Consider the following 24639-nt stretch of genomic DNA (forward strand, 5'->3'; position numbering starts at 1 on the left):
ATGCAACCAATTATGATCAATACGATTGTCATGTTAGGGGAAGAAGGACTGGATCAGGCAACATTTGTGAAACGGCTGGCACAAGCTGGACCGGTGATCGGTGGCGTGGAGATTCGCCAAGAATTGCTTCCACAAGATGAATTTGCACGAAAAGCATTTTTTTTGGAACTTTTAGAAACCGGTACACAAAAGAATTGGCAACTCTTTTATTCGGTACCACAAAGCCTGTTTACCGCAACGGGACTAAATCCATTGTTGGAAAACTGGTTAGCAGAAGCCGCTGCGTTCGGTGCCGTTTCAGTCAAAGTCAATATTGGTGAAGTAGCAGGAATTAAAGCTGTTCATCCGCAAGAGCTCACCAATCTGTTAAGTAACTACCAACTGCAACTCACTATTGAAAATGACCAGACCGAAGCAAACGGCCGACTACAACCAGTTACTGAGGCACTGGCAGATGTCACAGCCGCCTCACTGCCTGTTGGTTACACGTTTGATGTGGGGAACTGGCTGGTGATGGGCGAAGATCTGCAGCAGGCATTTACCAAATTGCAGCAGCAAACAACTGTCTTACATTTGAAGAATGTCGCTAGTAACCGCCAGACGACACTCTTGGATGATGGCAGCGTTGCCTGGCGAGATTACCTGTTGGCAAAAGTGCCAGTGATCCTGGAGTACCCGATGGCATTTACAGAAATCGCCGGAGAAGTAGCCAAAACTCGAAATGCATTGTCAGAAAACAAGTGATACAAGCGACTGACAATTTTTGAAAATAAAGAAAGAGGGGAAAAGCAAATGGCAAAAGTAGTCACAATCGGTGAACCGATGATCATGTTCATTGCACAGACAGAAGGCGCGTTAAAAGATGTTGCAAGTTTTGACCGGTTCATCGCTGGAGCTGAAATCAATGTTTCTATTGGCGTCAAACGACTAAATCATGACATGACGTACATTACTCAAGTAGGCAACGACCCATTTGGAGCATATATCAAAGAATTTATCGCCAATGAAGGAATCGCTACAGACAAAGTTTTCACACATGAAAGTTACGGGACAGGTTTCCAATTGAAGAACAAAGATAGCCAAAACGATCCAGAAGTCGTCTATTTCCGTAAAGGTTCAGCCGCTTCACATTTAGGTGATACGGAAATCGAAGAAATTGACTTCACTGACGTGGACTTGTTGCACGTCACCGGCATCTTCATGGCATTGAACGAAAATACTTATGCTTATGTGAAACAGTTGATGACAGCTGCTCGCAAGGCGGGTACCCTGATCACCTTTGATCCAAATCTACGACCAACCCTTTGGCCGAATGAAGAAACCATGATTCAGCGCATCAATCAAATGGCAGCGCTTGCGGATTATGTGCTGCCGGGAATCAGCGAAGGACAACTACTGACTGGCCATGAAACAAAAGAAGAAATTGCTGATTTCTATCTGGCACAAGGTTCCCGCGGTGTAATCATCAAATTGGGACCAGCAGGGGCTTATGTCAAAGTCAAAACGGCTACCGGGGAGTTGGAAGAAACTGTCGCCGGCTTCAAATTAGCAGAAGTCGTCGATACAGTCGGCGCCGGTGACGGATTTGCAGTCGGCGTCATCACCGGACTCTTGGAAAATTTGAGTTGGCCAGAGATCCTGACTCGTGCCAATGCCATTGGTGCAATCCAAGTCAGCCATATTTCCGACAATGAAAACTTACCGACACCGGCACAACTGGCGTCATTTATCGCCGACCATGAAGGGGGCAAAGAGTAAATGAAGATCCAAGCAGCTATCGACCGAGTGCCATTAGAAGCGGCCATTGAACTGGTAGAGCAACTGCAAGCAGCTGACATTATCGAGCTGGGCACCTCCTTATCCAAAGATTTTGGACTGGCATCTGTCACAGAGACCAGAGATTTGCAGCGAGCGGGCAAACTATTGGCAGACATCAAAACCATCGATGAAGGGGAATATGAATTCCGCCGCTATTTTGAGGCTGGAGCTGATATTTTGACTGTGATGGGCGCTTCTGCCAAAGCAACGCTAGACATTTGCTATCAAGTGACGCAAGAATTCCAACGGGAAATGCTGATTGATCTGCTGGAATGCTCTGATAAGCGAATCGCTGCTATCGCTGACAGCTATCCCAATGCCATTTACGGAATGCATTTTGCCAAAGACGCTGGTCGGGTGACTGACGTTGCTGGTCAGGTTGCTGCCTTTAAAGAAAAATTTCCGGAAATTCGACGAGTTGCATTGGCAGGAGGACTGAAGTTGGCTGATATCCCAGCTTTAAAAGCAGCCGGCTTGGAAGTTGCCATCATCGGTTCGGCAATTACCGGTGCGAAAGAGCCAGCACTGGCACTGAAGACATTTATGGAGGCAGCAAAATGAAAAATCAAATGATGGATACCATTTTAGCCGAGGTTCACCAAGTAATCGATCAAGTAGAAGAGCCACAACTGGCGGCTTTTGTCCAGTTGTTACAGCAAGACAAACGAGTTTTTCTTTTAGGTGAAGGCCGCAGTGGTTTGCAAGGGAAAAGTTTTGCGATGCGCCTGATGCATATTGGCCGAAAAGTTTATGTGATTGGGGAAACCATTACCCCTGCGATTGCGTCGGAAGATATTCTGGTGGCTATTTCCGGCTCCGGCAAGACGGGACAAGTCCTGCAGCTGGCACAAAAAGCCGTGGACCAGGGTGTGACTGTCGTAGCTGTCACGAGTTCGACAGATTCACCACTGGCACAGCTGACACCCCATAAAGTGATCATTCCCGGGGCCACGAAAACTGGAAGTGGCGTGGCATCAATCCAACTATTGAGCTCGCTGTTTGATCAGAGCCTGCACTTCGTATTGGATTACGTCACTTTGGACCTCAGCCAAAAGCTGAATATTTCCAATGAAAGTGCCAAAGCTCAACACAGCAATATGGAATAACCTTATCGCTCTTTAAAACCCAGCGTCTAATCAACCTAAACGTCAAAACAAGACTTCAAGTTTTCAAAGTATACTTCTTTGAAACCAGACAATCCGAATCACCGGCAACATCACCGAGAAAATAGAATTTTCGAGGCCAGGCGTCTAATCAACCTAAACGCCAAAACAAGACTTCAAGTTTTCAAAGTATACTTCTTTGAAACCAGACAATCCGAATCACCGGCAACATCACCGAGAAAATAGAAAAAGAAGGAGGAAACATTTATGGATTTTGCAATTGGTATCATTTTATTGATCACGTATTTCCTGTTAATCCGCTTTGCTGCCAAGGGGGGCAACCTGATGGTGGGCTTCTTCGTTATGGCTATCGTCTGGGCCGGCTTTAGTATCTTAGGGGGCCGCCTTACCTGGGACGAGGCTATGGTGAATATTTTCCAAGGGGGGCCTGAAAGTTGGGGAGCCACTGCAGTAATTGTTATTTTTGGTTCTTGGTTCGGCCGGATCTTGATTGAAACGGAGATTGCGTCCAGTCTCATTAAAAAAACAGTGGAGCTCAGTGGTGAAAATCCGCTATTTACGACAATTTTGCTATCGTTAGTTACTACACTGATCTTCACTTCGACATTCGGTGCCGGTGCCGTCGTTGCCATCGGGATCATTGTATTGCCAATCCTCATGTCCCTTGGGGTACCGAAAAAGCTGGCAGTGACTAGCTATCTCATGAGTGTCGGCTCAGGGATGTACGTCAATATCGTATTGTTTAAACAAATGCAGGGGATCTTTCCGGAATACCAATACGACATGAACTATTTGAAATTCGGCTTTGCTGCGCTTGGTGTGCAAACGTTGATGATTATCTTGATGTTGGTTTTCGGATTGCGTAAGAAAAAATCTTTCAACTGGGCGGCGACGGCTGCAACGATCGAACGTAAAAAGGACATTCCTATCTACGCTTTGTTGACACCGGTGATTCCCGTTCTCTTGGCGATTGGCTTTAACTGGCAGCCAATTCCAGCCTTTATCGTGGCATCGTTGTATGCGCTGGCTGTTACCGGTAAATTGCCTAACTACAAAGAAGGCACACGCTTAATTACTCGCACATTTTATGAAGGAGTCGTGGACGTTGCGTCCTTGTTAGGCTTCCTGTTTATTTTGCCGATGTTTAATAAAGCATCTGGCGTGGCAGCACCTTTCTTCCAAGCTGTTCTTGGCGATATTGTGCCAACCAATTCATTGGTTCTTTGTCTGGCCTTTGCAATCTTGATTCCACTGGGCTTGTTCCGTGGGCCACTGACAGTCTTTGGGGCCGGCAGTGCTACCATCGGAATCTTGCAGGCAATGGGGGTCTTTCCTGTCAGTCTGTTGTTCCCGCTGATTTACATCCCAACCATCGCGATGAACCTGTCTACCTGTCCGACGCAATCTTGGAACTTGTGGGCGCTAAATTACACCAAGGTGAGCGCCAAAGAGTTTATGTTGACCGGTGTACCGTGGGGCTGGGTAGCTGGTGCAGTTAATGTGATGATCTGTTACTTCATGTTTGGTTAAGGAGTGGATAATATATGAAACGAGCAATCCGTGTCGGCATTGACGTTGGGGGTACCCATACGAAGGCTGTGGCAATTGACAATGATACATTTGAAATCGTGGGGATTGGTTCTGTGAAGACCACTCATGACGATGAACTGGGGGTTTCTGCCGGGGTTGTCCAAGCATTTGAAAAATGTTTGAAAGATAACGGCATCGCCCCTGAAGAAGTGACTTTTATCGCTCACAGTACGACACAAGCGACCAACGCACTCTTAGAAGGAGATGTGGCGGTGACTGGTGTCGTGGGAATGGGCAACAGTTTTATGGCAAAACGCCAAGCGAAAATCGACGACATTGTTTTGGATGAGACCGGTAAACGTCGTATCAAAACCCATAACCGCTACATTCCACTGAAAAAATTTGACCGAGACACGGCCAAACGTACCATTGAAGAGTTGGTGGGAGCTGGCGCTGAAGTAATCGTGGCTTCTGAGGCTTTCGGCGTGGATGACAATCTGGAAGAGCAGGAACTAGCCGCCGTGGGTAAAGAAATGGGCTTGGAAGTTTCTCAAGCTTCTGATATTAGTAAAATGTATGGCTTGTCTAAACGTACTCGAACAGCGGTGATTAACGCATCAATTTTGCCGAAAATGTTTGAAACAGCTGACAGTACCGAAGATTCTGTTCGCCAAGCGGGGATCAAAGTACCGCTGATGATCATGCGGGGCGACGGCGGGGTAATGGATATTAATGAAATGCGCAAACGGCCGGTTTTGACCATGCTTTCCGGCCCAGCAGCCTCCACAGTCGGAGCATTGATGTATTTGAAAGCATCTAATGCGGTGTTCTTTGAAGTTGGTGGTACCAGTACCGATATTGGTGTCATCAAAAATGGCCGCCCGATGATTGATTATTCCGTTGTCGGCGGGCACAAGACGTTGATCAGCTCATTGGATGTTCACGTTTCCGGGGTAGCTGGTGGTAGTATGGTTCGAGCTGACAAGAGTGCCGTTGTGGCGGTGGGCCCACGTTCAGCCCATATCGCAAAACTGCCTTATGTGGCTTTTGCAAAACCGGAAGACATCGTTGATCCAAAAGTTGTGCGCATTCAACCGTTAGAAAATGATCCAAATGATTACATTGCTATCGAAAGTGCCAATGGCAAACGTTACGCCATCACAGTAACCTGCGCAGCCAATGCACTGGGGCTGGTGAAAGAAGGCGACTACTCCTATGGTTATCCGGAAAGTTGTAGAAAAGCTATCGGAGCTTTGGCAGCAGAACTGGGAGTTAGTATCGAAGCTGCGGCCACGCAGATTATGGACAAAGCCTCAGATGTCGTTATCAAAGTCATCAACTTTTTGGCAGACAAGCACAAGGTGGAGCGCAGCCAGATTTCACTAGTCGGCGGCGGTGGTGGAGCGACAGCACTGTTGCCATACACAGCCAAACGCATGGGTCTAGGCTATGATATCGCCAAACACGCAGAAGTCATCTCTTCCATCGGCGTTGCCTTAGCCATGGTTCGTGACGTCGTGGAACGGGTCATCCCGAACCCGGCACCACAAGATTTAGAAGATATTCGCAACGAGGCCATTCAATCGGCAACTAAATCTGGCGCATCTCCAGAAACCATCGAAGTCCAAATGGAGATTGATGCCCAAACCAATAAAGTACGGGCAATCGCTACTGGTTCTACTGAAGTGAGAACAACGGATCTGGCTGCTAAAGTAGATGAAGCCGAAGCTTTGAAACTAGTGGCAAAATCCATGCAGGTGGCTGAAGAAAAAGTATATCTCATTGAGGAAAATGACTACTTCTTCTGCTTTGGCACAATGAAAAATGACAAGCAAGAGATGCGAATCATCGACAAAAAAGGCTTTATCAAAGTTCAACGAGGGGATGCCGAGGCGAAAAAAGCGACTGTCGGCGGAATTCGCAACATCGTTGACAATTACTGGGAAGATCTGGCTGTCTACAAGAGCGATATCAAACTGGCTCCGGATATCTATCTATGTATTGGTGCTAAAGTTATCGACTACACGGGGATGCTGGAACTGTCTCAGCTGCATATGGTGATGGATACGGAACTGATGCAACACGGAGGCAAAGAAGAAGTGATCGTCGTAGGCGCTCGGAATAACCTATGATAAACGTGAAAGCAGCTCTACATGAGGCGCTGGCCGCTGATCCATATCAAGATGCCTTGGCACAACTAGCTGGTGACCGCTTCGGAAAGAAGATTGCGGCAGCTGAAAGAGCCGAACTGACAACCGCAGCTTTGAAAATCGGTGTGAAGCTGGCAGAAAAACTCTTGCGGGACCACTCACTTGAAATTGAAACCACCCAGGATTTGGCACCACAAACAGATACTGAAGAGCCGTTCGCTGCCGACCTTGAAATTGGTCGTGAACCACAAGCATCAGCAAGTGGCAACAATCAAAAGTGGCAGCCATTACTGGACACGGCCGATTTAGCTATCCGCTTAGGAGCCTTGGTGACTGAAGCTGAATATCCGATTGCCCCGGAATTTACCACCATCGGATATTTTGAGACACCCAATGAAATTTTCATCAATCGCTATTTTGCCCGCTATGATGCACAGCTCGCAGCTGCCAAAATGCCTCTTTTGCGCTACGATTCATGGCGCTCAGTTGTAATCGCCCATGAACTATTTCATTATCTGGATGAAACGCAAAAGGCAGTTCCACTGCAGGAATATCGACTGAAGCTGTGGAAGCTGGGACCGTATACTCATCAGACAGAACTTCCTATCTTGCGGGAAATTTCTGCGATGGCTTTTGCCCAAAGACTGACTGGCTGGCCCTTTTATCCTGGTCGCCTCAGTGAAATGCTTTTGAAACTGACCCAGCTTAAAGAATCTTCAGCCTAAAAAGGATCCCTGCATATCACACGGCAGGGATCCTTTTTTGCTAGTGTTCATTTCTTGCTTGCATTTACTCGCTTATTAGTCGCTGAACCCACAACATTCCGAGCGTGATTTTCTCTCAGGTAGCGGTCTTTTACCGGGCGAGGCAGTTTTTTGAAGGCGGCTTCGGCTTTGGTGGCTTCGCTGCGAGTTTTGAAAACTTCCGCATGGATCATAGTCAGGGGCCGGCGACTTTGAGGATGGGTATACTTGGCCCCGATGCCGGCGTTGTGTTCTGCCAGCCGTCTGGTGAGATCCGTGGTGTAGCCGCCATAATAGCTGCCATCCCGACAATGAAGAACGTAAAAATAATGCTCAGTTGCGGCCATTTCCAAATAGCATCTCCTTGATTTCTTGGGTGTATTCGCCATCTGTGCCATAAGTAATCAGCGGCGGTGCGACTTTAAAGCCGTCTGTCTTACCATCCTTGATTCCTTCGACCAACAAAATATTGGCGTCCTTGTCGGCTTTTGGATAGACAAAACGCACACGCTTAGGAGCAATCCGATAGTCTGGCATCAGTTGCATGATTTCTAAAAAACGCTCTGGTCGGTGAACCATCACAAAGCGGCCGTTCATCTTGAGCATTTTGGCGGAGACCCGCAGGACATCATGGAGATCAGCGTGGATCTCGTGGCGGGCAATCGCCAGGTGGGGATTGGGATTTTTATCGTTTGTTGGCAGATTTTTGAAATAGGGAGGATTACACAGCAACAGATCTACTGAATCAGCGGAAATCACCGACAAACTGTCTTTTAAATCCAACTGATGGACTGTAATCTGTTCTTCCAATCCGTTCAGTGCGACACTCCGCTGAGCCATGTCGGCGAGCCGCGGCTGCAGTTCCACCATTTCGATTTGCGCCAGTGTTTTTTTTGCAACGAACAGACCCACCGCACCGTTACCCGCACACAAGTCGACGATTTTGCCTCGTTTGGGAATTTTGGGGAAATTGGCCAGGAGCACTGCATCCAACGAAAAGGAAAAGACTTCGCTACTTTGAATGATGCGAATATCTTCGGCATACAGCTGATCAATGCGTTCACCAGTATGTAAGTCCATCAAAAGGCCTCGTTTCTGTAGTTTAAGTAGAAAGCAGCAGCCAGCTTGCGGCCACGCTCTTTAACAAAATTTAAAATGCTAAAAAGCAGGGCATCAAGCGTTAGTCACCTGCTTTGCAATAAATTGTATTATACTATGTCCGGCGGTTTTGGCAAACTGCAAAAAGAGACTTGTCACTCTCGCAAAAGTTTTGCATACTAGAGTGTGTCTGAAAACACCTGTGACAATTGGCGCGTCTTTTCATTCAATCAAGATGAGAAGGCCTTTCTGAACTCGCATCTGATTAGTGGTCTTTTATGAAAGTCACGATAATGGTTTAATTTTCACGGTGTTTCTAGCAATTCTCTACCAATAAATCAATTGTAAGAAAAGCCTCAGGAAAGGTTGATAGTATGTTTTATTCGTTTATTCGCGTTGTGGCACGAGTCGTTTTATTTGTGGTCAACGGACGGGCTGATTTTCAAAATCGGGAAGCACTGCCCCAAGAGGAGAACTATATTCTGGTAGCGCCACACCGCACCTGGTGGGACCCCTTGTATATGGCAGTCGGTGCACGGCCGAAAAAATTTGCTTTCATGGCTAAAGAAGAACTTTTCAAAAATCCCATTTTGCGATTTATCTTAGTCCATGCCAATGCATTTCCCGTCGATCGTAATAATCCGGGACCTAGCGCAGTGAAGACGCCAATTAAGTTATTGAAAAATTCCGATCTTAGTTTAATCATGTTTCCTAGTGGCACGCGTCATTCCACTGATCTGAAAGGCGGCATGGCACTAATCGCTAAAATGGCCAAAGTCCGAATCGTCCCCAGCGTATATCAAGGGCCGCTGACTTTCAAGGATCTTTTGAAACGCCGCAAAGTAAAAATGCGTTTCGGCGAGCCTATCGACATCTCAGACATCAAGAAGATGGACAAAGAAGGCATGGCCGAAGTCGAACGTCGTATCCAGGCAAGCTTCGACCAGCTGGATAAAGAAGTCGACCCAAGTTTTAAGTATGAAGTGAAGTAAGAATAATTAGAACAATGGAAAATCCTCTGGCTCAGTGTTGCTAGGGGATTTTTTCTAGGCCATTTTTACTTTTTTTCAAAGCGATCTTTTTTAAGTTGCTAGTTTTCCTGCGTTTTCCATTTTCTCTTTTTGTTTCTAATAAACGAGGGTTTGGAAAAATTTGAAAGAGATGTAACCAATGGGAAAGTTAATTGTTATATAGGTGGAAGGGGGAGAAAGATGGATATTGGGCAATATGAACAGCAGTTGATTACAATTGCAAAAGAGCTCATCGCATATCTGATTAAAGCTGGTGCCAGCAAAGAGGATGCTCAAGATATCTCTCAGGAAGCCTTTGTTAAATTATTGGAAACAGAACTTGTTTTGTCGCCAGATAAATTACGTGCGTGGATGTATCGAGTTGCGATAACCAGATACTACAATCTTTATAAGCGGAAGAAGCGCTACCTTGAATTAATTCCAGAAATTATTTCTAAGTCGCAATGGAGTGACATAATACTTCCTGATAGCGGTCTCATCACTGCTCTAGGAAAGCTGGAATTAGAAGAAAGTCTACTCATTTTGATGCGCTATGAGCAGGAGCTTAGTGTCCGTCAGATTTCTGTAATACTGGAAATTAGCGAGAGTGCGGTGAAAACTCGGTTATTTCGAATCCGAGGCAAGTTAAAACAATTTATTGAAGAGGAGTAAGGATAGATGGAAAAGTTGGATGTAGAATTTGAAAAATTGGCTCGTAAGACAAAACGAAAAAGAACGATAACTACAATACTGATTTCAATAATTTGTGCAGTAATTATTTTTTGTGGCGGAATCTTTGGAATCGAGTATTTGAGTGGGCAACATCGGCAACAATTGATTGAGAAAGTCGGTATGGAAATTCAAATCAATTCACCTAATGTCCAAACCAAGGGGTGGTCATTTTCAAAAGACTCACTTTTTGGAGGGACAGTGATACATGACAGCTATAAGAATATCAATGGCTATTATGTGAAGTGGAGCAATATTTCTTCTAAATATTCATGGTTGGGAGCGGACTTTGGTGGCGATAGATCAGATATGATTTACAATCAAACTAGTAAATTCGATATGGATGAGGAAAATTATCAAAAAATTGCTCATTTTTACAATAGAAAATTAACAGGGAACAATAAAGAGCCAGAGCGGCAAATTAAAGAATTATCAACGATGACGGGGTATGTCGGTGAGCTAGCGGTTACCTTCGATAGAGACTATACGTACCAAGAAATATTGTCATTGATCCCTGATAATTTGATGATTAATTGGTACTGGTTAGGGGTCGCTGGTAAAGATGATCCGAATCTAAGCGATGAACAGGGCTACTTTGGTATCCAAGCAGAAGACACTGAGGGAACCCTGACTAACGAACAATACGATGAATTTCTTCGTGTCGCCAATAAGTATGGCAACCTAAAGGAAAATGAAGGAACAAAGCGCTCACCATTATTGCGTATGCTACCAACTGTGACAAAGGAGTACAAGACACTTGCTGCTACAAAGTTTGCGGGGGTTATCTTGACTGGCAATACCGAAAATTTTGCGCAAATCAGCAACGTCCCATGGATACACGCGTCTTCCATCGGTGCTACGGTTCAGAGACTCCCATATATTCAGTCAGCCAAACAATGAATCGCTGCCGCTTTTCTGGAGTAAAAAAAACGATAGATTACAAATATCGGCTCAAACAAGGACTGTTTGAGTCTTTTTTTATACTGTTGAATGTACTTTACTTGCAAGGAATTTTATCTCTAGAATAAATTTTTCGAAAGAGCTGCAGCTAAAGTGTTGAGTTTTGCTTCAGTTAAATACCTTTGTTTGAAATCACGGAAAAGTACAGGGTGCATCGACAATCCCGACTTTTGAATTGCCATTCCCGACATCTGCTTTTTAAAGAATTGTCTGGCGGTGTTACTATTCGTAAACTGAAGAAAAACAAAGGAGTGTGGCAAGGATGGGGAAAATCGCTGATCGATATTTTGAAGTCGACCCTTGGGTAATAAAAGAGAGGGGCTTGGATTCGGCCTATAGTGAGGTTGCGGAATCAATTTTTTCTTTAGGCAATGAATATGCCGGTGTTCGTGGCTATCATGAGGAAGGAACGACAGATGCTAGCTTGTTGGGCAGCTATTTTAATGGAATTTACGAAAATGGTCGACATTTAAATCGAGTTCAATACAAGGGGATTGTGCAGCGAATTCATTTTATGGTAAATACTGTCGATTGGTTGTACACCAGAATCCGACTAGATGGCGAAGCAGTAACAATCGGTCAAAGTCACATCACAGACTTTAGTCGTGAATTGGATTTGCGCAGTGGCATTCTGACTAAGAATTATGTGGTGACGTTGTCTAGTGGCAAAGCGGTAAAATTATCTTTTCGTCGTTTTTTGCATATGGAAAAAGTAGAAAATATGTTCCAAGAAATCACTGTTACCCCTCTTAACGAGCCAGTCACACTGGAAATGAAATTGGGAGCAGACTTTAAAACCAAACATTTCGGAGAAGATTATCGGTATTGGCAGATTTTAGAAAAGAAAGTCCTGCCTCAAGGTGGCGCAATTTTGGGGGAGACCAACACTACTAAACAGACGCTGTTGTCAGCCTTCACGCTGGATTACTCGCAAGTACCGGATCAAGTAGCTGATATCAATGAAGAATATTTTGTCGGAAAACAGCTCACGGTTTCTTTGGAGCCGCAGCAAAAATTTCTTGTACGAAGACACGCAGTGAATATTGCTGAAAAAAGTGGCAAGGGTCAGAAGGATTGGGTTAGTGGACTTGATACGGTAGAAGAAAATTTCAAGTTGACTTGGGAAACAGCTCAAACTTCCCAACGAGCCTATTGGAAGCGGGTTTGGCAAAATGAAGATATTGAAATCGTGGGAGACGAGGCACAGCAGCAGGGCATTCGCTTTTGTATTTTTCAATTGAATCAAACCTATCATGGACAAGATCCTCGTAACAATATCGGTGCTAAAGGATTGACCGGTGAAGCCTACAGTGGACATGCTTTTTGGGATACGGAGACCTGCTGCCTGCCTTATTACCTGTTTTCAAACCTGGAAGCCGCTAAAAATCTTTTGGAGTTTCGTTATCACACACTGGATCAGGCCCGTAACCGTGCCAAAGAACTTGACTGCCAAGGGGCCTGTTATCCTATTGCCACATTAAATGGAAATGAATCCAGCGATTTGTGGCAACATGCTTCTTTGCAATTCCAGCCAAGTTCTGGGGTGGCTTTTGCTATTTGGCACTATAGTAAATTTGCCGATGATCGTGCATTTCTCTATCGTCACGGCTTAGAAATGCTTTTAGAAATCAGCAGATTTATGGTGAGTCGAGGGGATTGGGATCAAAACGGCGAGTACTTTGGGTTGTGGTCTGTCATGGGTCCAGACGAATTTCAGATGATGGTCAATCATAATACTTACACCAATCTGATGGCCAAGTTCAGTATTGACTACGCACTGACTTTGCTGAAAGAAGTGCAGCAAAATAGCCCACGAGACTATGAAGCCATCCTAGCTAAGACGGCAGTGACTGAAGAAGAATTAGCACAATGGCGTCGTTGTTCCGATCACATGAAGATCATTCAAACTGAAACGGGACTCTTTGAACAACACGAAGGCTTTTTCCAATTGCCGCATGTGGATATCCACAAGATTCCAATTACCGATTTTCCTTTGTATCATCACTGGTCATATGATCGAATCTATCGAAACGATATGATCAAGCAGCCAGATGTTCTAATGTTTTTGTTCCTGCTTAATCAGCATTTCACGACTGAAGTTAAACGTGTCAATTATGATTTTTATGAGCCAAAAACGATTCATGAGTCCTCATTGTCTCCGGCAATTCATTCGATTTTAGCAGCTGAGCTTGGAAAAGAGTCAGAGGCCAATTCATTTTTTGAATTCGCTACTCGGATGGATCTTGATAATTACAATCGCAATACAAGAGAAGGGTTGCATACAACGTCGATTGCCGGTGCTTGGATGAATATCATTTATGGGTTTGGTGGTGTCCGTAGTGACGCTGACAAGTTAGTAATCGCGCCGACGATCCCACAAGATTGGGACAGTTATTCTTTCCATCTTCATTATAAAGGGGCCCATCTTTTCATAGCCGTCACAAAGGCTGACTATCGTATCGATATGATGGACAAAGCTGAGCTATCAATCCTTCTGCAGGGCAAAGAGGTTCTTTTAAAAGAGGGGAGCAATACCTTCAACTGGGGATAAGAAAAGGCGTGAGGCTTGAATTTGATGGCCAAAATCAACAATTCACAGTTAAGAAGAGAAAATCCTAGTCTCAAAAAGCAAGTCCATTATCAAAGAGCAATAATGGACTTGCTAGAAAGGAGCAGAAGATGCAACATATTTTGACGGAAGATGGCTTTCAGCCGGAAGCTGCGGTGCATTTTGGTAACAAATTTTTGGTAGCAAACGGATATTTGGGTGTCCGAGGAACTTTGGAAGAATACACCAAAGAGGAATTAACTGCAATCAATCTTGCTGGTTTATACGATCAGGTTCCAGATAAGTGGCGTGAACCAGTCAATGCGCCGAATCCTTTCTTTACGTTCATTCGTGTAGCTCAACAACTGGTGAGCGTCAAAACGCAGGTGCCAGTGTCCCACAGCCAAAGTCTGGATCTATATACAGCTATCCACCAGCGACGTTCAGAGTTTGCTGTTAAAAACAACCACATTACGATTGAAGCCAAACGAACAGCTTCAGCGGCAGAAGTCCACACTTTATTGCTGGATTACCAAGTAACCGTTACAGAAAAGACGACCTTGGAGATTGTTACCGGAATTGACGGAGACATTTGGGATATCAATGGTCCCCACTTGCAGGACTATCAGATGGAATCTGGTCAGATTTTACAGTTGACAGCTGCGACTCAAGAAAGCGGCCAACAGGTTTCTGTTGGGGAAAAAGTTTTTAGCGAGACGCCGCATGAAGAATATTTCACTGTCGATCAAAAACACTTATTACGACATTTGTCATTCAAACTGGACGCAGGTGAGACGGTCAAAATCAGTAAATTGATTAAGATCTACCATAGCGGTGAGCAACAGAATCCACAAAGAGCATGCCGAGAAAGTTTGGTAACAGCGACAGCAAAAGATATTCAACAAGCTTGGGAAGCCCACAAAAAAGTTTGGCAAGCACGTTGGGCACTGACAGATATAGAAATTGCCGGTGATGAGGCGGCAGATTTTGCCTTGAGGTATAGCCTGTACCAGCTACAAATTATCGCTCCTCATCATTGCAGCGGACTATCCATTCCTGCCCGCGGTCTTTCCGGTCAGACCTATAAAGGTGCTGTTTTCTGGGATACAGAGATGTTTATGATGCCGTTCTTTTTGCATCATGATACAGAACTGGTTCGAAATCTGTTACAATATCGGATTGACAGTCTGACTGAAGCACGAAAAAAAGCCGCTTCATACGGCTATCGCGGTGTATTTTTTGCTTGGGAATCTCAAGAAGGCGGCTTTGATGCTACTAGTGATTACAATGTGGTAGATGTTTTTACTAAACGCCCACAGAGGACTTATTTTAAAGACAAGCAGATCCATATTTCTGGCGATATTGTCTATGCTCTAAAACAGTATTTTCAATATACAGGTGATGATCAACTACTACTTGCAGGTGGTTTGGAATTAGCATTGGAGGCTGCCCGTTTCTATTTGTCTTACTTATATTACAAGCCGGAAAAGGATCATTATGAATTGATCGATGTTCTCGGTCCAGATGAGTATCATGAGCGGGTGTACAACAATGCTTACACCTCTAAGATCGCACAGTTTACGATGACAGCCGTACTTCAGTTGACCGAAGAGCTGAGGAGTCGTCACCCAGAAGCAGTGACAGAGATTTTGGAGAAACTAACTTTTTCAGAGGATCTAGCCGCATTAAAAATCATGGCACCGAAGATATTTGTACCCAAACCGGCTGCTTCTACTGGACTGATTGAGCAGTTCGATGGCTATTTCAAACTGGAGGATACTCTTCCAAAAATTCTGAAACAGCGCTTGCTAGACCCTAAAGAATACTGGGGCGGGGCTTATGGAGTGGCTAGCGATACGCAAGTCATTAAACAAGCAGATGTAATTATGCTCCAGTACTTATTCAGCAATGAGTACACGCAAGAGGAGCTGACCAAAAATTGGCAATATTACGAGCCTCGAACTGAGCACGGGTCATCTTTGAGTGCGTGTATCTATGGGTTAACAGCTTGCTTGATTGGAAAAGAGGAGTGGGCTTACGACTATTTCATGAAGACAGCAGAGGTAGATCTAACCGGTGAAAGCAAAAGCTTCGCTGGTGACTTATATATTGGTGGGACGCATCCAGCAGCTAATGGTGGGGCTTGGATGGTAGCAGTTCTAGGTTTTTGTGGGCTGAAGATTACCAAAAACGGGATTCAATCACAACCACGACTGCCGCAAAAATGGCGACAAGTAAGTTTTAAGATTTGCTATCAAGGGCAAACTTACCAGATTAACTGTAGCCACGAGGGCAGTCAGATGACAATTATCTAATCAAAAAGCAAAGATAAGTCAGGTTTAGCCCTTTTGAAAATGTATTACAAAACCAAAAAAGACGAACGACAGCACATCAAATTGGCCGTTGTTCGTCTTTTTTTAGTTCACTGCCCCAAAAACCTGCAGCTCGGCATCAGGCTGGAAAAACTTCATGCGCTTGCTATCCTCAGCTTATGAACAACGCCAGACACGACACTAGCCGACTGTTTCTTGGGGGCTGTTGCGGTATTCTACCGGTGTAATGCCAACTTCTTTTTTGAAAATTTTAGTGAAATAGGAATAGTTGTCATAGCCTACTGCACTAGCAATCTGATAGATAGGTTCATCGGAGTGTAGTAACAGACTCTTGGCTAAGCCTAATCGTTTTTCGGTGATATAGCTTACCAGGGTCTGACCCGTCTCTTTTTTGAAGACGCGTGCCAAGTGGTCTTCGCTTAAATAGACAATCTCTGCCAATGCTTTACGGTTCAAATCCTCGGTAAAATGCTTGTCAATATAAGTGATTAAAATATTGGCAATCGATTGTTTGGATTCGGTTAAACGAATGTAGTCGCGAGCGGTATCAAAATAGTAAGTCAAGTACTCTAGAAAAGCCTCTAACGAATTGTAACAACGCTGTAAACGATAGTCGTGCTGGGGATTTTGGAAAAGCTTATGGGCTAAAATTCCTTTTGAATCTAAGAAGATTCCAGTTTTCTGAGTGATATCCAAGCGCAGACTTTTTAGGACACCTGCGGCTACCAATCCTTGGAACTCAAAGGTTTTGATTTGATCTGCCAGCTCACTGCGAATTTGGCAAGAATCTGCGCTCAGTAAGAGATTGGCAGTTTCTATCGGTATCTCGTGATAGCTTGGCAGCTCCGGCAAACTGCCTCGAAGTAGATATAGACTTTGCGCGTGACCAACCGTTTTTTCCAGAAAGCTATACAGAAGTTTGGTCTGAGGCAAGATAGTCTCCAAGATAGCTGTTTCTCCGGCTACAATCTGGATATCATGTTGGGTAATTTCAGCCAATCGCTCCCGAAAGAACTTGAGCTTTCCCGGTAAATCTGCACTTTGACTCTGAGGAATTTTCAACAGCAGAAAATATTTTTCCGCGCAGTTGTCTAACTTGAAGAGTGCGGCTAAGCGGTAAGGGAACTCCATCTGCAATAAATCATCTACTGCTGTTTTTAGTAGTTCGCTCCAAGTGATTTCGCTGGCAGAGAGTTCAGAAAATGCTACTTTCAAACTGATAATTAGTGGTAATAAGCGTTGATCAGGTTCCAACCGAATACTCATCTTTTGGATATCATCAATAAAGGAGGCTTGTTGTTCTGCTGTCCGCTGCGGCTTTCGCAGGTGATCATACCAGAAAGTCCGTTCCAACAGATAGCGGTCATTCGGATTCAAGATCGTGGTCTGCTTTTTATCTAGAATTTTACGGACAGCCTTTTTAATGATCAATTCCAGTTTGTCGTATTCAATAGGTTTCAGATAATACTCAAAACTCTCCAACTCGATGGCTTTTTGTGCATAATTGAAATCGGCATAATTGGTCAAAAAAATCGCCTGAACATCATACTTTTCTTGCCGAATCCAAGAAAGCAGCTCCAAACCGCTGCCACGGGGCATTTCAATATCACTAATCAGCAAGTCAATTCGCTGATCTTTAAGTACAGCTTGTGCTTGTTGCATGTTAAAGGCGCTGAAGACCTGCTGAATTCCGAGGTCTGCCCAATGGATTTTTTCTTGTAAGGCTTTGATGATATACCGGTCATCGTCCACTAACAAAATATTCATTTCCTATTTCTCCTCCTGAGTGATGTAAAATGCTGGAACGAGCGGCTGGTTAAGCGTCAGCTGAAGGTTCGGAAAGATCCTTAAAAGGAATGACTAGCTGTATCCAAGTGCCATGTCCTTTTTGATTTTTGAAAGACAGCTTGTATTTGGAACCATACAATAAATCCAAACGTTCCCCGGCATTTGTCAAGCCAACGTGTTTTCCCTCTGGGGTGACTAGCGATTTACGCTGAGTAAGCTTTTCTAGAACTTCTGGCGGAAAACCGTAGCCATTGTCCTTGATGGTGACAGCGTAATGAGACTTTGCCTGATTGGCAAACCCAACGTCAATGTCGATGACTAAGTTTTCATCGACGGTATAAGAATGTTTGACGGCATTTTCGATAAAGGTTTGCAAAATTAGTGGTGGAATAGCAGCTTGCAACAGATTTTTATCTAAGCGTAGATAGGTTTTCAAGCTGTCACCATAGCGTAGTTTTTGTACTGTCAAATAGTCTTCGATATGGCTCAGTTCATCGGCTAAGGGAACAAAATCTTGATTGGATTGAAAGAGGTACCGCAGATATTTAGAGGTGGAGAGAGTGAGCTCCTCGATTTCATGGTAGTTCTCTGTTTGGACCATGCTGTGAATGGTCGAGAGGATATTTAAATAAAAATGCGGCTGAATCTGTGTTCGTAAATAATTCAGTTCCATCCGTTTTTGTTCCAGCTCAGATTCGTAAACATTGATTCTAAGATTTTGCATCTCTCGTACCATGCCGGTAATTTGATCATTGGCATTGTCCAGTTCAGCGATTCCTTCGTCGATTAAAAGAACGGGTTCTTCATTGGAGATCCGAATCAGCCGGTCGGTAAATCGTCTCACTGGTCGGATTACCCGTGTCTGAATATAAAAGAGCATAAACAACGACAATCCGCCGATCAAAATCGGTAGCAGTAGCATCAAAAGCTGTAATAGAATCATATTCTTGAAGGCAGATGGATAGTCAATCGCTACAAAAACGTCAAAAGGCAGCTGCGTGTCGGTTTTTTGAAAGGTCAATATGGGGTTGCCGAAAAGAAGATTAGCAGCACCGACACCAGGATTTTCAGGCCTTGTAGTAGTTACCATTCCTCTATCCCCGACCTCAATAGTCTTTAAGGGGGCTAATATTTTTTCAGTTGCTACCACTGCATAAATGGTTTTTCCTTCGTAATTGACGCTGCGATAGAGATACTCTTCATTGTAAAAAGTCACTTTGTCCCAATTATTGCTAGCGCCACTGGTAGTGATTTGACGCTTGGGTTCTAAAAAAAACTTCTCCAGCTGCTGATAGGCACTGTAATCGATATGGATAGCCGAAGCATTGGTAAATCGCTGATTATCGGCAGTAGATACCAGAAAGGTCCAATCGACATTGGTTGAATACATAAAATCAGTAACCCGAGTGCGAAGCTTGCGCAAGCCAGTGTCGAACTCGTTGTGGCTGGTACTTTTTGAAATCTCATCAATGGAAGGCTCATGAAGTGCACTCCAAAATAGGAAGTGATCCACGGCATTCAACTCTTTTTGCAAAGACCCAGCATAGATTTGGACGGAGCTTGAGAGTTGGTTGATGTTTTGTTTATGAATTGTACTGATACTTAAAAAACTCAAGATAAAGTTAATAATCAAAATCGGAATTAGCAAGATAATCAGCATCTTAGCGTAATAATCGATGGAATGACTGGAATTGGTGATTTTGATATTCTGCATGCGTTTTCACCTCTCTTCTTATTATACTGTATTTCACTTTGGTGCCGGTTGCACTTTTACGACAGCTTTTTGTCAGTTGTCGGAATTGTACACAATGAATAGTAAGCGGATTCACATCATGACGGAATTCTGCCTGAGAAGGCTATTGATTGTTCTATAACCTAAAATGCTGCCCCGCTATAATCAAAAGTGTAAAAGGGAGTCGGCGGACTTGCTAGTGTAATAACGGCCTGCTGATTGAAAAAGAGGAATAAGGAGGAGACAAAGTTTATGGAAAAGTCGATTCGTCCGGCTGTTGAAAAAAAGGGCTTCAAAGATTTGTATAAGCGTAAGATCAAAGGCAGCATACCACTATATGCCTTATTGCTGCCATCCCTGATTTTGCTCATCGTGTTTGCCTATGTACCGATGGGAGGGCTGATCATCGCTTTTAAAGACTACTCACCGGCACTAGGAATTTTGAAAAGTCCTTTTGTAGGGATAAAGCACTTTATTCAGTATTTCAATTCGTTTCAGTTCGGAGTCACTTTAAAAAACACCTTGAAAATTTCTATTTACAGTATTGCTGTGGGATTTCCACTGCCGATCATCTTAGCCTTGATCTGTAATCAGATTCGTTTGGAAAAATTCAAGAAATTCTTCCAGGTAACGACCTACTTGCCGCATTTTATTTCTACGATGGTGATGTGTGGGATGCTCTTATTGTTTTTATCCCCCAATAACGGTTTAATCGCAAATGCTTTGAAATTGCTAAACATTGATATGCCGAATCTGATCTCTAATCCGAATCGTTTTGCATCAGTCTATGTTTGGAGTGATGTCTGGCAGCATGTCGGCTGGGACAGCATTATCTATTTGGCGGCTTTGTCGGCGATTGATCCTACGTATTATGAGGCGGCAACGATGGACGGAGCTACTCGGCTGCAAAAGATCCGCCACATTGATATTCCGCTGATTATTCCTACTGCAATGATTCTGTTGATTTTGCGGGCGGGCGGTATCTTGAATGTCGGATTTGAAAAAGTCCTGCTGTTACAAAACCCTCTAAATCTGCAAGGTAGCGAAATTATTTCGACCTATGTGTATAAAGTCGGAATGCAAAATTTCCAATACAGTCTTTCTACTGCAATCGGTCTGTTTAACACTGTTGTCAATGTCATCGTTTTGGTTTTCGTCAACTGGCTCTCCCGCAAGACGACCAAAACCGGTTTGTTCTAGGGGGTGCAGAATATGGAAATGACGAAACCAACCAAGAAAGCTTCTGTCAGCAAGTGGCGGAAAAAGCCAATGAAGGAACGAATCTTTGACGTCATCATTTATGGCAGTTCCATCTTATTAATTTTATTGATTGTCTATCCTTTATGGTTTGTCATCATCGCTTCTTTCAGTGACCCAGCAGATGTGGCTAACGGAAATGTCTGGTTTTGGCCGAATGAATGGAAGTTAGATGGATACAAGGCGCTGTTTCAGCAATCATTGATCTGGCGGAGCTACTTGAACACAATCCTTTATACGGTGGTAGGTACAGTTTTCGCACTGATTGTTAACATTCCTGCTGGCTACGCCTTATCACGAAGCGACCTCTATGGGAAAAAATACCTTTCTATCTTTTATGTGATCCCAATGTTTGTCAGCGGGGGCTTAATCCCAATTTATTTGACGGTCAAACAAGTTGGACTGCTGAATAATTTTTGGGTGATGGTGATTCCTTTTGCAGTCTCCAGCTACAATATCATCGTTGCCAGGACTTTTTTTGGTAACAGCATTCCTGAAGGCTTATGGGAGGCTGCACAAATCGATGGTTGTAGCACTTTCCGCTACTTTCTCAGTATTGTAATTCCTTTATCAAAAGCTATCTTAGCAGTTATTGGTTTGTGGACGGCGGTAGGAATTTGGAATTCTTGGTTTAATGCATTGATCTATTTGACAGATGAAAATTTGCAGCCATTGCAATTGATTTTACGGCGTTTGCTGATTACCAATCAAACACTGCAAAGTCAGGCTACCGGTAGTCTGGCTTCGGAACTCAGAGCGACTGCCGATATGATGAAATACGCCGCCATTGTGGTTTCAACCGCTCCTATCATGATGCTCTATCCTTTCTTGCAGAAATACTTCAATCAAGGGGTCATGATCGGTGCGATCAAAGAATAATCCATTATATAATTAATTATCTAGGAGGAAGAAAGAATGAAGAGAAAAATGGGCGCTTTTTTGACAGCTGCAGCGGTCTTGGCACTGTTGGCTGGGTGTAGCAGTGGTTCAGGAGACGATGCAGCCAAAGATAGTGATACAAAGAGCAGCGGTTCCGGCGGGGAAGCGAGCTTTAAAGTGGCTACTGTTCGTTGGGCCGATTGGGGAGATGACTTTCAGAAAGGCTTTTTGGCAGACAGCGCCAAAGATGCTGGGGTTAAAATTAATTGGGATGTCTACTTAAATGCCGATTGGGCTGACAAAAAATCTGTCTTGCTGGCCGGTGGAGATCTGCCTGATGCCTTTTTAGGCTCCATTACGCTGAATGATGCCGAAATCGCTCAAAACCAGGCGATGTTTATTCCCTTAGAGGATTACATCGAATCAAGCATGCCAAATCTGAAAGCAGCGATGGAAAAAGAACCTAAACTAAAAGCGTTGATTACCTCACCAGATGGACACATTTACAGTCTACCTAAAAAATTGCCAATGCGTCCGCTGATTGATAATCAATTGTTTATCAATCAAAAGTGGCTAGATAATCTCGGGTTGGAAATGCCAGACACCTATGAAGACTTTATCAAAGTATTGACGGCCTTCAAAGAACAAGATGCCAATGGAAACGGTGATGCAAACGATGAGATTCCTTACGGGGCAGGAAATGCTGACCCAACATTTAGTTTCATTCTGCCCTTTGACAATCGTCGTGGACAAGACCAAACCTATGAAATGTCTCTGAAAGATGGCAAGCCGGTCTACCTACGCACAGAAGAAAGTTACAAAGAAGGGATTGCCTGGATGCATGACGCATATGCTAAGGGACTGATTGATCCAGAACTCTATACACAAGACCAGTCCATGTCTGATGCGAAACGGATGGATAAAAATGTGTCTCTTGTAGGTGTTTCTGTTGGATGGACAGCTGATGCAACATTTGGTCTGCATGCAGATGAATACGTGGCTTTAAAACCATTAAAAGGTCCTGATGGGGAACGGTATGTCTTTTCAGATCCAGACCATTACAACTATGGTCGCAATGAGTTGATGGTTACTACAGCTTGTAAAGATCCAGAAGCATTACTGAAATGGGCAGATTCTCTGTACACAGATGATGCAAGTATCCAAACTTACTATGGATCTTTCGGTGTAGGCACTGAAAAAGACGGCGACAAATACAAAGTTTTGCCTCCACAAGGGGAAGAATCTGCTGACTCTTGGGCGTGGATCAATTCGTTGCGAGATTTTGGACCAAAATATGTTGAAGATGGATTCAATGACAAAGTTGAAATCGATGATACACAAGGTGATGGCTTGAAATTGAAGCTGGATGCTGAAATCAATCAGTATGCATTGCCTGCTTTTCCAAATGTCAACTACTCACCTGACGAGTTGAATCGGTTGTCTGCTATTTACGTAGATATCAGTTCTTATGTGACCCAAATGGCTTCTAAATGGGTTGTTGAAGGCGGAATTGATAAAGACTGGGATGACTATCTCAAACAATTGAAAGCAATGGGCTTGGATGATTTCATGAAGATTCAAAACGATGCCTACGATCGCTACCAAGAAGCAATCAAAGGTTAGTGTTAGTATCGATAGAAATAGGGGGTCTGCGGGTACCCTATTTCTTACATAGCAAAAATTTCGGGGAATATCTCGAGAAAGCAGAGTTTAAAAAGTGTGTAAAAAATGAGCTATGAAAAAAATGCAGAATAGATGCGATTACGAAATGACCGGCAATGCAGCAAATGGTAAGGATAGCTATGAAAGGAAGAAATCACTATGACTAAACTTTTTAATGTGGAGCGACCTTTGATGCGACTGCTGGCTCGAATCACGGATTTGGTGTTACTGAATCTGCTCTTTATCGCGACCGCACTACCATTGGTGACGATTGGAGCAGCTTGGAGTAGTCTTTTAGCAAGTTGGCAGCGAATCCTACGAGGACAAGAAAATAGCGTGACAGTCAATTATTTTCGGTTATTTCGGGAGAACTTGAAGCAAGGTACCATTTTGTGGGGAATCATCTTAGTGCTCAGTGGTACATTCTTTTTGGATTACCTGCTGCTACAACAAGTTACTGGTGGACAACGACTGTTAGGCTTGTTTGTTTTGATGCCTTTTGTTTTTTTGTTGCTGGCATTGTCATCAATCTGCTTTGCCTATATCGGCCGTTACCAGGACCCCCTCAAACAAATCGCTAAAAATGCACTGGCAATTTTGGTGAATTTTTTTCCGCAGATTTTACTCGTGAGTGCGTTCAATGGGTTGCTTATTTACGGCACAGTCAGTTCGCCGGAGCGGTTGCTAACTGCTATTTATATCGCCACGTTTTTCGGGTTTTCACTAGCTGCCCTTTTAAACAGCGTGATCATGAAGACAGTCTTTGACCGCATTGAAAAAGCTACCAGGAAATAAATTTGATGAAACGAAATTAGGTTCTCACAAAAGCAGTACTGTTATTGTAACAGGCTGCTTTTTTATATGCTGCACTTGATATGACAATTCAAGATATTAAAATAAGAAAGATCATGTATATAAACTTGCTAGTCTATCATACGAATAATTCAAAAGGAATTAAGCTGATAAAAATATATGAATGATTAGTGAAATGTCAAAAAAAAGATGATAGTTTCAGGAACAATAAATAGATTCTGATTTAAAAGCCTAGGAGGGAACTCTTACGCTTTTTTAGTGCCTATAGGAGAATTGTCTAAACCTGATTTGAAGGCTTTCAAAATTGTAATACCGCGATAAAGCAGCGTTAAATACAGACTGACAAGGGTCAAATAAAAGAACGCGCTTGATATTTGTGATTAAGTGGGGCAAAAGTCAGAAAACGATATGCTAAACTGTTAATGTAAAGTTGGAATTCGAGAAAAGTCTAGTGTAAGAAATTTA

At 43.7% G+C, this 24639-nt stretch carries 20 protein-coding genes; 16 read left to right on the forward strand and 4 right to left on the reverse strand.

Going from position 1 to position 24639, the window contains the following annotated elements; all coding sequences use genetic code 11:
* The 7 genes from BAU14_RS04100 to BAU14_RS04130 all read left to right on the forward strand — a co-directional run bounded on the left by BAU14_RS04100 (position 1) and on the right by BAU14_RS04130 (position 7347).
* Entirely contained in the window at positions 1 to 744 is a 744-nt protein-coding gene (locus BAU14_RS04100) for a sugar phosphate isomerase/epimerase family protein (RefSeq protein WP_161898817.1), read from the forward strand.
* A 48-nt stretch (positions 745 to 792) separates the two neighbouring features.
* Positions 793 to 1758: a sugar kinase gene (locus BAU14_RS04105; protein ID WP_161898818.1), complete on the forward strand. Its 966-nt coding sequence runs from the start codon at positions 793 to 795 to the stop codon at positions 1756 to 1758.
* Positions 1759 to 2379, forward strand: coding sequence for an orotidine 5'-phosphate decarboxylase / HUMPS family protein (locus BAU14_RS04110; protein WP_161898819.1), 621 nt, complete (start codon positions 1759 to 1761; stop codon positions 2377 to 2379).
* Entirely contained in the window at positions 2376 to 2924 is a 549-nt protein-coding gene (gene hxlB / locus BAU14_RS04115) for a 6-phospho-3-hexuloisomerase (protein ID WP_237580401.1), read from the forward strand. The genes BAU14_RS04110 and hxlB overlap by 4 nt, the downstream gene beginning before the upstream one ends.
* Positions 2925 to 3188: 264 nt before the next feature.
* On the forward strand, positions 3189 to 4472 hold the full coding sequence (locus BAU14_RS04120; protein ID WP_161898820.1) for a citrate transporter: 1284 nt from the start codon (positions 3189 to 3191) through the stop codon (positions 4470 to 4472).
* Between the two features lie 14 nt (positions 4473 to 4486).
* Positions 4487 to 6604 carry a hydantoinase/oxoprolinase family protein gene (locus BAU14_RS04125; protein ID WP_161898821.1) on the forward strand — a complete coding sequence of 706 codons (2118 nt, stop codon included), beginning with the start codon at positions 4487 to 4489 and terminating at the stop codon, positions 6602 to 6604.
* Positions 6601 to 7347 (forward strand): hypothetical protein, encoded by a 747-nt coding sequence (locus tag BAU14_RS04130; protein WP_161898822.1) that lies wholly within the window; start codon positions 6601 to 6603, stop codon positions 7345 to 7347. Before BAU14_RS04125 ends, BAU14_RS04130 begins: the two co-directional genes overlap by 4 nt.
* 47 nt (positions 7348 to 7394) lie before the next feature.
* On the opposite strand, the gene BAU14_RS04135 is transcribed toward BAU14_RS04130, so the two are convergent.
* Both BAU14_RS04135 and BAU14_RS04140 read right to left on the reverse strand, forming a co-directional pair.
* On the reverse strand, positions 7395 to 7712 hold the full coding sequence (locus tag BAU14_RS04135; protein ID WP_161898954.1) for a GIY-YIG nuclease family protein: 318 nt from the start codon (positions 7710 to 7712) through the stop codon (positions 7395 to 7397).
* Complete coding sequence (locus BAU14_RS04140; protein WP_161898823.1) at positions 7699 to 8445, reverse strand: tRNA1(Val) (adenine(37)-N6)-methyltransferase; 747 nt, start codon at positions 8443 to 8445, stop codon at positions 7699 to 7701. The genes BAU14_RS04135 and BAU14_RS04140 overlap by 14 nt, the downstream gene beginning before the upstream one ends.
* A 392-nt stretch (positions 8446 to 8837) precedes the next feature.
* Between BAU14_RS04140 and BAU14_RS04145 the strand changes: the two genes are divergently transcribed.
* The 5 genes from BAU14_RS04145 (at position 8838) to BAU14_RS04165 (ending at position 16025) form a co-directional block, all read left to right on the forward strand.
* A complete protein-coding gene (locus BAU14_RS04145; protein WP_161898824.1) occupies positions 8838 to 9455 on the forward strand; it encodes a lysophospholipid acyltransferase family protein in 618 nt (205 codons plus the stop codon).
* Between the two features lie 219 nt (positions 9456 to 9674).
* Entirely contained in the window at positions 9675 to 10145 is a 471-nt protein-coding gene (locus BAU14_RS04150; protein WP_161898825.1) for an RNA polymerase sigma factor, read from the forward strand.
* Between the two features lie 6 nt (positions 10146 to 10151).
* Positions 10152 to 11102 (forward strand): sigma factor regulator N-terminal domain-containing protein, encoded by a 951-nt coding sequence (locus BAU14_RS04155; protein WP_161898826.1) that lies wholly within the window; start codon positions 10152 to 10154, stop codon positions 11100 to 11102.
* Positions 11103 to 11424: 322 nt separating this feature from the next.
* Positions 11425 to 13713, forward strand: a complete 2289-nt coding sequence (locus BAU14_RS04160) for a glycoside hydrolase family 65 protein (protein ID WP_161898827.1) — start codon at positions 11425 to 11427, stop codon at positions 13711 to 13713.
* A 128-nt stretch (positions 13714 to 13841) separates the two neighbouring features.
* Positions 13842 to 16025, forward strand: coding sequence for a glycoside hydrolase family 65 protein (locus tag BAU14_RS04165; protein ID WP_161898828.1), 2184 nt, complete (start codon positions 13842 to 13844; stop codon positions 16023 to 16025).
* Between the two features lie 198 nt (positions 16026 to 16223).
* Here BAU14_RS04165 and BAU14_RS04170 read toward each other — a convergent pair whose 3' ends face one another.
* Positions 16224 to 17810, reverse strand: a complete 1587-nt coding sequence (locus tag BAU14_RS04170; protein WP_161898829.1) for a response regulator transcription factor — start codon at positions 17808 to 17810, stop codon at positions 16224 to 16226.
* A gap of 49 nt (positions 17811 to 17859) precedes the next feature.
* Positions 17860 to 19545 carry a sensor histidine kinase gene (locus tag BAU14_RS04175; protein ID WP_161898830.1) on the reverse strand — a complete coding sequence of 562 codons (1686 nt, stop codon included), beginning with the start codon at positions 19543 to 19545 and terminating at the stop codon, positions 17860 to 17862.
* Positions 19546 to 19815: 270 nt separating this feature from the next.
* Between BAU14_RS04175 and BAU14_RS04180 the strand changes: the two genes are divergently transcribed.
* From BAU14_RS04180 to BAU14_RS04195, 4 genes are all read left to right on the forward strand, one after another.
* Positions 19816 to 20763: an ABC transporter permease gene (locus tag BAU14_RS04180; protein ID WP_161898831.1), complete on the forward strand. Its 948-nt coding sequence runs from the start codon at positions 19816 to 19818 to the stop codon at positions 20761 to 20763.
* Positions 20764 to 20832: 69 nt separating this feature from the next.
* Positions 20833 to 21699: a carbohydrate ABC transporter permease gene (locus tag BAU14_RS04185; protein ID WP_161898955.1), complete on the forward strand. Its 867-nt coding sequence runs from the start codon at positions 20833 to 20835 to the stop codon at positions 21697 to 21699.
* Between the two features lie 36 nt (positions 21700 to 21735).
* Positions 21736 to 23322: a sugar ABC transporter substrate-binding protein gene (locus BAU14_RS04190; protein WP_161898832.1), complete on the forward strand. Its 1587-nt coding sequence runs from the start codon at positions 21736 to 21738 to the stop codon at positions 23320 to 23322.
* A gap of 198 nt (positions 23323 to 23520) precedes the next feature.
* Positions 23521 to 24156, forward strand: a complete 636-nt coding sequence (locus tag BAU14_RS04195; protein ID WP_161898833.1) for a YesL family protein — start codon at positions 23521 to 23523, stop codon at positions 24154 to 24156.
* Positions 24157 to 24639 lie beyond the last annotated feature (483 nt).

The organism is Candidatus Enterococcus leclercqii, from assembly GCF_009933135.1.
GTDB lineage: Bacteria > Bacillota > Bacilli > Lactobacillales > Enterococcaceae > Enterococcus_C > Enterococcus_C leclercqii.

What these genes read in the sequence shown, in the direction of transcription:
- BAU14_RS04100 (WP_161898817.1), top strand. Translation starts at nt 1, where the DNA reads ATGCAACCAATTATGATCAATACGATTGTCATGTTAGGGGAAGAAGGA.
- BAU14_RS04105 (WP_161898818.1), top strand. Translation starts at nt 793, where the DNA reads ATGGCAAAAGTAGTCACAATCGGTGAACCGATGATCATGTTCATTGCA.
- BAU14_RS04110 (WP_161898819.1), top strand. Translation starts at nt 1,759, where the DNA reads ATGAAGATCCAAGCAGCTATCGACCGAGTGCCATTAGAAGCGGCCATT.
- hxlB (WP_237580401.1), top strand. Translation starts at nt 2,376, where the DNA reads ATGAAAAATCAAATGATGGATACCATTTTAGCCGAGGTTCACCAAGTA.
- BAU14_RS04120 (WP_161898820.1), top strand. Translation starts at nt 3,189, where the DNA reads ATGGATTTTGCAATTGGTATCATTTTATTGATCACGTATTTCCTGTTA.
- BAU14_RS04125 (WP_161898821.1), top strand. Translation starts at nt 4,487, where the DNA reads ATGAAACGAGCAATCCGTGTCGGCATTGACGTTGGGGGTACCCATACG.
- BAU14_RS04130 (WP_161898822.1), top strand. Translation starts at nt 6,601, where the DNA reads ATGATAAACGTGAAAGCAGCTCTACATGAGGCGCTGGCCGCTGATCCA.
- BAU14_RS04135 (WP_161898954.1), bottom strand. Translation starts at nt 7,712, where the DNA reads ATGGCCGCAACTGAGCATTATTTTTACGTTCTTCATTGTCGGGATGGC.
- BAU14_RS04140 (WP_161898823.1), bottom strand. Translation starts at nt 8,445, where the DNA reads ATGGACTTACATACTGGTGAACGCATTGATCAGCTGTATGCCGAAGAT.
- BAU14_RS04145 (WP_161898824.1), top strand. Translation starts at nt 8,838, where the DNA reads ATGTTTTATTCGTTTATTCGCGTTGTGGCACGAGTCGTTTTATTTGTG.
- BAU14_RS04150 (WP_161898825.1), top strand. Translation starts at nt 9,675, where the DNA reads ATGGATATTGGGCAATATGAACAGCAGTTGATTACAATTGCAAAAGAG.
- BAU14_RS04155 (WP_161898826.1), top strand. Translation starts at nt 10,152, where the DNA reads ATGGAAAAGTTGGATGTAGAATTTGAAAAATTGGCTCGTAAGACAAAA.
- BAU14_RS04160 (WP_161898827.1), top strand. Translation starts at nt 11,425, where the DNA reads ATGGGGAAAATCGCTGATCGATATTTTGAAGTCGACCCTTGGGTAATA.
- BAU14_RS04165 (WP_161898828.1), top strand. Translation starts at nt 13,842, where the DNA reads ATGCAACATATTTTGACGGAAGATGGCTTTCAGCCGGAAGCTGCGGTG.
- BAU14_RS04170 (WP_161898829.1), bottom strand. Translation starts at nt 17,810, where the DNA reads ATGAATATTTTGTTAGTGGACGATGACCGGTATATCATCAAAGCCTTA.
- BAU14_RS04175 (WP_161898830.1), bottom strand. Translation starts at nt 19,545, where the DNA reads ATGCAGAATATCAAAATCACCAATTCCAGTCATTCCATCGATTATTAC.
- BAU14_RS04180 (WP_161898831.1), top strand. Translation starts at nt 19,816, where the DNA reads ATGGAAAAGTCGATTCGTCCGGCTGTTGAAAAAAAGGGCTTCAAAGAT.
- BAU14_RS04185 (WP_161898955.1), top strand. Translation starts at nt 20,833, where the DNA reads ATGAAGGAACGAATCTTTGACGTCATCATTTATGGCAGTTCCATCTTA.
- BAU14_RS04190 (WP_161898832.1), top strand. Translation starts at nt 21,736, where the DNA reads ATGAAGAGAAAAATGGGCGCTTTTTTGACAGCTGCAGCGGTCTTGGCA.
- BAU14_RS04195 (WP_161898833.1), top strand. Translation starts at nt 23,521, where the DNA reads ATGACTAAACTTTTTAATGTGGAGCGACCTTTGATGCGACTGCTGGCT.